Origin of the sequence: Parabacteroides sp. 20_3, from assembly GCF_964238835.1 — a bacterium.
In the GTDB taxonomy this organism is placed as follows: Bacteria; Bacteroidota; Bacteroidia; order Bacteroidales; family Tannerellaceae; genus Parabacteroides; species Parabacteroides distasonis.
Genome location: NZ_CAXSNO010000006.1, coordinates 352,813 through 361,092, shown reverse-complemented (window position 1 = coordinate 361,092; position 8,280 = coordinate 352,813). Strand labels below are relative to the sequence as shown.

The 8,280-nt window shown below is 43.7% G+C and carries 7 protein-coding genes; 6 read left to right on the top strand and 1 reads right to left on the bottom strand.

Features of this window, described 5'->3' with window-relative positions:
- Positions 1-235: 235 nt before the first annotated feature.
- The 6 genes from ACESPU_RS14575 (at position 236) to ACESPU_RS14550 (ending at position 6,722) form a co-directional block, all read left to right on the top strand.
- Positions 236-1,141: a hypothetical protein gene (locus ACESPU_RS14575; RefSeq protein ID WP_005861467.1), complete on the top strand. Its 906-nt coding sequence runs from the start codon at positions 236-238 to the stop codon at positions 1,139-1,141.
- Positions 1,142-1,143: 2 nt separating this feature from the next.
- The gene (locus tag ACESPU_RS14570) at positions 1,144-1,737 is read left to right on the top strand and encodes a Crp/Fnr family transcriptional regulator (RefSeq protein ID WP_005861469.1); all 594 of its coding nucleotides are present in this window, start codon (positions 1,144-1,146) and stop codon (positions 1,735-1,737) included.
- A gap of 111 nt (positions 1,738-1,848) precedes the next feature.
- Positions 1,849-3,234, top strand: coding sequence for a TolC family protein (locus tag ACESPU_RS14565; RefSeq protein WP_005861471.1), 1,386 nt, complete (start codon positions 1,849-1,851; stop codon positions 3,232-3,234).
- Positions 3,235-3,264: 30 nt separating this feature from the next.
- On the top strand, positions 3,265-4,278 hold the full coding sequence (locus ACESPU_RS14560) for an HlyD family secretion protein (protein ID WP_005865742.1): 1,014 nt from the start codon (positions 3,265-3,267) through the stop codon (positions 4,276-4,278).
- Positions 4,275-5,453 (top strand): ABC transporter permease, encoded by a 1,179-nt coding sequence (locus ACESPU_RS14555; RefSeq protein ID WP_158532811.1) that lies wholly within the window; start codon positions 4,275-4,277, stop codon positions 5,451-5,453. Before ACESPU_RS14560 ends, ACESPU_RS14555 begins: the two co-directional genes overlap by 4 nt.
- 12 nt (positions 5,454-5,465) lie before the next feature.
- The gene (locus ACESPU_RS14550; protein ID WP_022192865.1) at positions 5,466-6,722 is read left to right on the top strand and encodes an ABC transporter permease; all 1,257 of its coding nucleotides are present in this window, start codon (positions 5,466-5,468) and stop codon (positions 6,720-6,722) included.
- A 76-nt stretch (positions 6,723-6,798) separates the two neighbouring features.
- Here the strand turns inward: ACESPU_RS14550 and ACESPU_RS14545 are convergent, their stop codons facing one another.
- On the bottom strand, positions 6,799-8,187 hold the full coding sequence (locus ACESPU_RS14545) for a DUF1080 domain-containing protein (RefSeq protein WP_122383102.1): 1,389 nt from the start codon (positions 8,185-8,187) through the stop codon (positions 6,799-6,801).
- Positions 8,188-8,280 lie beyond the last annotated feature (93 nt).

The following is an 8,280-nucleotide window of genomic DNA, read 5'->3' as shown; positions in this document are numbered from 1 at the left end:
TTCCGAACAGAGAAGTTAAGCCTCGTCACGCCGATGGTACTGCGTAACAGTGGAAGAGTAGGTAGCCGCCGTCTTGAAGCAAGGCGACAGCCGATGGAGAGGAGTCAGTCCGTAAGGGGTGACTCCTTTTTTTGGTATATATCCTCTCTGCCTTTTTCTATTTTTAGGTGTACTTTGTTGTTCGGATGGATAAGAAATTGTAATTTTGTGCTTTTGTAATAGCTAAGAACCTCATATGGATACTGAAAAGAAAGAGAATAAAGAAGTAAATAAACTTTCGCTACTTATCGTAGCAGTTATAGTATTGGTACTGATTATTGCTGGTGCCGGTTATTATATTTATCATCAAAAGCAGCAAATGACTGATTTGGTGGAAACCTTTGATCTTGAGAAAGAATCTTTGGAGGATGAATATAATGAATTGTCTCTTCAATATGAAGGTTATAAGTTTAGCGTAGGCAATGATTCCCTTGTTGCCCTATTATCTACGGAGCAAGCAAAGGTACAACGTTTATTGGAAGAATTGCGTACGGTGAAGGCTACGAATGCGAAGGAAATAGCTCGCTTGAAAAAGGAATTGGATACCTTACGTAAAATCATGCGTAACTATGTTGTCCAAATCGATTCCTTGAATCGTGAGAATGAGCAATTGAAGGTTGAGAAGAAAGAGGCTGTTCAGAAATATCAGAGGGCTACTTCACAAGCTGCTACCTTGAAAAAGGAAAAAGAGAAATTGACGGAAAGAGTAACGTTAGCTAGTCGTTTGGATGCGACGGATATTAACGTGACTCCTGTGAACTCTCGAGGTAAACTAGCTAAGCGTATTAAGAAGATGCAGCAATTCGTCGTGACTTTCAAGATAGCGAAGAACATTACCGCTCCTGTCGGCGAAAAGATGGTATATGTACGGATCATGAAACCGGATGACGATATATTGGTGAAAAGCCGTGCGGATGTATTCGCTTTTGAAGGAAAGGAAATCAATTATTCTATGAAGAAAATGATAGAATATGAAGGTGAGGAGGTGGCTGTGACCATGTATTGGAATATCGAGGAATTCTTATCTCCGGGTACTTACCGTGTGGATATTTTCTCTGACGGTAATTTGATCGGACAGAAGAGATTTACCTTGGATGATTAACTATGAAATTATCTCCCGACTTTGAGAAGTTCCTAAGTTTTATTCCGGAGATTCTGTCTCGAGATGAATCTTTCCTAAAGGATTTGGAAAGTTGTACTCGAGGTGTGACAATCCGGAAAGGGGATTATTTGATTCGTACGGGCGAGTTGTGCCAAGATGCCTATTTTATTAATAAAGGGCTTTTTATCAATCAATATATTAATGAGAATGGGAATGAATGCGTAACCGGTTTCTCCTCGGATAGTATGTACCCATTTGTTTCTACAATCGGTTATTTTACACAAGTCCCTTCTGAGTTTGAGGTGAAAGCTATCGAGGATGGTGAATTACTTTGTTTCTCCCGGACGGATATCGAACGTTTGTCGTTGGGATATCCAGCTTTCGCTACCTGTTATCAGAATGTGATGCTGATGATTATTTCCAAGCTCTATTCAATGTTCGCTGTCCGTCAAACCTGTAAGGCGGAAGAATTCCTGAAATATCTTTATACGAACCACCAATGGATCGTAAGCCGGGTACCTGATAAATATATAGCTCAATATATGGGGGTTAGTGATTCTTGGTATTGTAAGTTGAAGAAACGTATCCTTTATTGAATTAGTTCAATTTTATATTCGCTTTAAACCTATACTTTTGTGCGGGTTTTTATATTTTTGTCACATAGGGAATATGATGGCATTATATAGGTAGGTTAAAACGATATAAAGATGAAACGAACTATCTTACTATTAACATTTGTAGTCACGGTGAGCTGTATGCACGCTCAGCGAATGTTGACATTGGAAGAGTGCCGGAATCTGGCGATCCAGAACAATAAGGAGCTACAAATCTCTGGCGAAAAGATCAAGATGGCGGATAACGAGAAGAAAGCCGCTTTTACCAAGTATTTTCCTCAATTATCGGCAAACGGTGCCTATATGTGGAACCAGAAGGATATAAACTTACTGGACATGGGCGCTTTGTCCTCATCCTTGAGCTCTTCTTTAGGTGGCTTGGCCCAATTACCGATGATCCAACATTTGATGAGTGGGGTGAACGATATGCAACATTTGGATGTGCAGAATATCTGGGTGGGTAATGTATCGTTGGTGCAGCCTGTATTCATGGGCGGGAAGATCGTTAATTATAACCAAATCACTAAGTTTGCCAAGCAATTAGCGGAGTCAATGAATAATTTACAGTTGCAGGACTTGATTTATAAGACTGACGAGACCTATTGGCAGGTCATATCTTTGGTGAATAAGAAGAAATTGGCGGACGCTTATGTGGATTTGCTCCGTAAGATGGATAGTGATGTGACCGCTATGATCTATGAGGGAGTCGCTACCGAGGCCGATGGTCTTTCTGTCAAGGTGAAACTGAATGAGGCAGAGATGGCTCAGACTAAGGTTGAGAATGGTCTGGCTTTAACCCGAATGCTTTTAGCGCAAATTTGTGGTCTGTCTTTAGAGGAGGATTTATCGCTTGCAGACGAGAAGCTGGATAATTTTCCGGTAGAGACAACACAAGCCTCGGCCGATCTGAATGAGGCTTTCATGAATCGTAATGAACTGAGAAGTTTGGATCTGGCAACGAAAATCTATAAGCGAAAAGAACGTATTGCTTTGGCAGAGATGTTGCCTAATGTCGCTTTAGCGGCGAATTACTTCGTCACGAATCCGAATGTTTTTAATGGTTTTAAAAATGATTTCGCCGGTATGTTTAATGTCGGAGTTATGGTAAAGGTACCCTTGTCCGGTTGGTGGGAAGGCACTTATAGGCGTAACTCGGCGAAAGCGGAAACGCGCATAAAAACACTGGAATGGCAGGATGCTCGTGAAAAGATCGAGTTGCAGGTAAATCAATCCGTTTATAAAGTGAATGAAGCGGGCAAAAAGTTGATCGCTTCTTCCCGTAATATGGAAAATGCGGAAGAGAATTTGCGGCGTGCGAATTTCGGTTTTGAGGAAGGGGTTATCCCGGCTTTGAACTTAATGGAGGCGCAGACAGCATGGGTTTCTGCTCGCTCTAGTTTGATTGATGCTCAAATCGAGGTGAAATTAACAGAAGTTTATCTAAGCAAGGCTTTGGGTAAACTGTCCGCAAATGAATAAGAGTAATAACAAATAAAAATATACACAGAGATGAACGAGAACAAGAAGTTTTCTATCAGTAACATGATGTTAGCTTTTATCACAGTATTGGTCGTGATCGGATTGGTAGCCTTGGCGGGTTTCTTTCTGCTTACACCGCCTGACGATATTATAATGGGGCAGGCCGAGGCCACCCAAGTTCGTATCTCCGGTAAGGTTCCCGGACGTATCGCTTCTTATCGTTTTGGCGAAGGCGATCAGGTAAAAGCCGGAGATACTTTGGTCTTTTTAGACACGCCCGAGGTTATGGCGAAGCTGAAACAAGCGGAGGCGGCTCGTGCGGCAGCGGAGGCGCAGAACGCTAAAGCGATTAAAGGAGCCCGTGAACAGGAAATCACGGCCGCTTATGAGATGTGGCAAAAGGCGCAAGCTGGATTAACTATCGCTAAGAAATCTTTCGATCGTATTCAGAATTTATACGAGAAAGGGGTGATGTCCGCTCAAAAAAGAGACGAGGTGGAGGCTAATTATAACGCTATGGTAGCGACAGAGAAGGCTGCCCGTTCTCAATATGAGATGGCAAAAGAAGGTGCCCGTAAGGAAGATAAGGCTGCCGCTGCCGCTATGGTCCAACGTGCGGAAGGTGCTATCGCCGAAGTGGAGTCGTATGTGGGCGAGAGCGCTTTGGTGGCTCCGATTGACGGGGAGGTTTCAGAACGGTTCCCGGAAGTCGGCGAGTTGGTTGGTACAGGCGCTCCGATCATGAATATCTCTGATTTAAATGATGTATGGGTAACTTTCAGTATTCGTGAGGATCTGTTGAAAGATATCAAGATTGGCTCGGAAGTAAATGCTTTTATTCCGGCGTTGGGGGACCTACCGGTGAAGTTAAAAGTCTATTATATGAAGGATATGGGCTCGTATGCCGCATGGAAAGCGACAAAGACGAATGGACAATATGACTCGAAGACTTTCGAGGTGCGTGCCCGTCCGTTGGAGAAAGTCGCTGATCTTCGTCCGGGAATGTCCGTGATCTTAAAGAAAAAAGGGAAAGAGATCGTATGACCTATAAAGAAAGTTTGCATAGAATCTGGCTTATCGCGAAGCGCGAGGTGCATCGGCTGGTGGCTCAACCGATTTACTTCTTTTGTATGCTGATCGCTCCGGCTATCTGTGTCATTTTCTTTGTATCGTTGATGCATGAGGGATTGCCGACCGATCTGCCGATAGCGGTGGTGGATATGGATAACTCTGCTACCTCGCGCAATTTGATTCGCCAGCTGGATGCCTTTGAGCAGACAGAGGTGTATATGAAAACCATGTCGTTTACCGAGGCTCGTCAGGAAATGCAGAAAGGGAATGTATATGGAATTTTTTACATTCCATCCGGTTTCGCCGTGGACGCCACATCTGGAAAGCAGCCCCGGTTGTCTTTTTATACGAATGGTACCTATTTGATCGCCGCTTCCTTGCTGTTTCGGGATATGAAAACGATGTCGGTATTGGCGGGGGCCGCTGTGGGTTTACAAACCGGACAAGCTAAAGGATATACCGAAGCGCAGATCATGGGACAGCTACAACCGATCGTGATCGATACGCATCCGATCGGCAATCCGTGGTTGAATTATTCGGTATATTTGAATAATACGGTTTTGCCGGGTATCATTCAGTTGATGGTATTTCTAGTGACGGTATTCAGCATTGGTACAGAAATTAAATATTCTACATCCCGTAAATGGTTGGATATGGGAGGGAGTTCTATCGCAGTTAGTTTGTTGGGAAAGTTATTGCCGCAGACGGCTATTTTTACGGTCGTAGGCTTTATGTATTGTGCGGTGTTGTATGGATTTAATTCTTTCCCGTTAAATAGCGGTTGGTTTCCGATGCTTTTGGCGATGTTTTTGCTGATTATATCCTCTCAGGCGGTAGGCGTATTTATGATCGGCGTATTACCTACTCCCCGTTTAGGGCTTAGCTTCGCCAGCCTGTTCGGAATGATCTCGTTCTCCATTGTCGGATTCTCGTTTCCGGTACAAGGTATGGACCCTACGTTGCAAGCGTTGGCTCGTTTGTTTCCTCTACGGCATTATTTCTTGATTTATGTCGATCAAGCCTTGAACGGGCGGGCACTATTCTATACGTTGGGCGAGTACGTTTGGTTGTTGGGATTTCTGATCTTGCCGTTCCTTATCGGGCGGAACTTGAAGAGGGCGTTGTTGGATTTCAAATATCTACCGTAAAAACTGTATGTGATGAAAAGAGAACATCGTTTACGATATATCATAAAGGAAGGTCTTCTGGATACGTTTTATATTTGGAAGGATGAATTGAGAAACGTGTTTAAAGATGCGGGGGTCATGATTTTCTTTTTCTTGGTGCCTTTCGTATATCCGCTGCTTTATTCATTTATATATAATAACGAGGTAGTACACGAGGCGAAGATGGTGGTGGTAGACCAAAGTGATTCCTATTTGAGTCGTGAGTTTACCAGACGGGTTAACGCCACGCCAGATGTGGAAGTAGTGGGTGTTTGTCCGGATATGGCGGAAGCCAAGAAGATGTTGGATGAGAAGAAGGCCTATGGAATTTTGCTCTTTCCCCCGGATTATAGTAAGGACCTGCATGAAGGGCGACAGACAACTGTCTCGTTGTATTGCGATATGAGCGCCTTATTGTTTTATAAGGCTTTCCTTTTGGCGACGACAGAGGTGTCATTGGATATGGGTAAGGAACTTCGGATGCATAATAATCCGTCGTCTACGGATAAGATGGACCAGATCACGGTAGACCCGATCCCGTATGAATCGGTAGCGTTGTTTAATTCCCAGAATGGCTTTGCCAGTTTCTTGGTACCGGCTATCTTGATCTTGGTATTGCAACAGACCTTGATATTGGGTATCGGAATGTTGGGAGGAACGGCCCGGGAAAAGAACCGCTTTCATAGTCTGGTGCCTATTTGCCGGCATTTTAATGGAACTTTGCGTATCGTGTTCGGCAAGTCGCTGACTTATCTTTTGCTGTATGTGGTGGTTTGCATCTGGGTATTGGCTATTGTCCCTAAGTTATTCTCCTTACCTCAGGTTGGTGAGCCACTGACTATTTTGTTGTTTTTACTGCCTTACCTGTTTGCCTGTATTTTTATGTCTATGACGCTATCTGGATTTATGACGAGTCGTGAGTCGCCTATGTTGGTATTCGTTTTCACGTCTGTCATCTTGTTATTTATCTCGGGTGTCTCTTGGCCGGAGGCGGCTATTCCTCCGTTTTGGAAAGTGGTGGGTTATTTGTTTCCTTCTACTCCGGGTATCCAGGGATTTATTCGTATCAATACGGCAGGCGCTTCCTTGCATGAGGTGGCGCATGAATATCGGGTATTATGGATTCAAGCGGGCGTATATTTCATCTTGTCTTGTATCATTTACCGTTATCAGATCATACGTAGCCGCAAGATGATTATTAAGCAATATCGGTATATGAAGATGCGACGGATGTTGCGAGAGAGAGAATAATCCCTCGTTTAGGTCTACCCTAATCGCTCATTTAGGGTGTCCCTAAACGGGGGATTAGGGTGAGGGTAATGTGTGATTAGATTTTAACTTTCGGTTTATACATATCCTCAGCCGTCAGGCCACATTCTTTCATCATGCGGATACTGTAAGACAGATCGCTGACGTTTGGTGTCACGTTGTTACTTCCAAACGTGAATTTAACGCCGGCGGCTTTCGCCTTCATAATGATCGCTTTATTTGGAATATTGTATAGTTCGTTGATCTCTAAAGCTTTTCCGCTTTTTGCCAATGCCTCGACGAAACGGTTCATGCGGGCCTCCGTCCAGAATTCGTCAAAACGCTTATCCATCGGAGATGGCAAGAAACAAGGATTTACATAGATATCTACCGGCTCTTCCAATACGGAGCAGATACGATCTACGATCATGTCCATATATTGCTCCTCATTCTCGATCCAAGTCTCTTCCGGAATCCATAGGCGGGTACGGCGACCTTTATTGTCCTTGAACGTCAAAGCGTCCGTAAACACATAGTCGAATTCTTTAAGAGTCTCGGGAGAGAATGTGGTTATCCATTCGCGTCCTTCCGCTTGCATACCAAGGATGAAAGGCTGTGAGCGCATCTCATTTAGGTAATCCATGACTTGTTGGTCGTTCGTGATCGGGAAACCGATGCCGCAGTTCGGTGCGATCGTATAATTGATACCGGTCTTGCGGGATTGCTTAGCGGCAACTTCCTTGGTTAATCCACCTTTTAAATGCACGTGATAATCCAATACAGGGAAATCCGATTGATGTAATTTAATGATCTCGTCATTTTGCTCATCGTTAGCTTCCGCCAATTGTGCGTTGATATCGATCGTGGATTCATCAATTACGTTCACGGTGATGTTCTTGATCTGGATCTCACCGCTACCATCACTCTCTATGCCAAATGTCCCTTCCGATAATAAGGCATAGGCGTTAGCGTCCGTACGATACGGTGCGGTCGGTTGGATATACTCTACAACCGGTTCGCCGTTTATATTTACATCGATCTCTTGTCCGGCTACCCGGATATCCATCTTGAACCATTGATCTTCTTTTACGAAGCTTTTGGTCAAATTCCTCACGGAAACAAGACTTCCTGTCATTTTCCACCAAACCTTATCAGCCCGGTCATTATTGATAGCGATACGATATCCTTTTTTCAATGTAGGGTCCGTATGGAACCAGACGGCGCCTTTGCCTCCCGGGGTAGTACGTAAATCAAGGGTCAGATCGAAGTTTTTGTATTTGCCGTTTTTCAGTATGGCCAGCGCATCCGTACCTTTCAAGGTCATTATGTCGTCTTGAACGGAGACATCGCCTGTCATTTTCCATTTGTTACTATCTTTGCCATCGAATAAGGTGCCACTGCCAGAAACACTACAGGCTGTGGTCAGGACAAAGAGAAGGCCCATCGCTAGAATTGATAATTTTTTCATGATATAAATGATTTAAGTAATAATATATCCTCCAAAGATAACGAAAATTAAAATACAATGTCCTTTTTGAAGATTTTAACTTCCATAAAGATA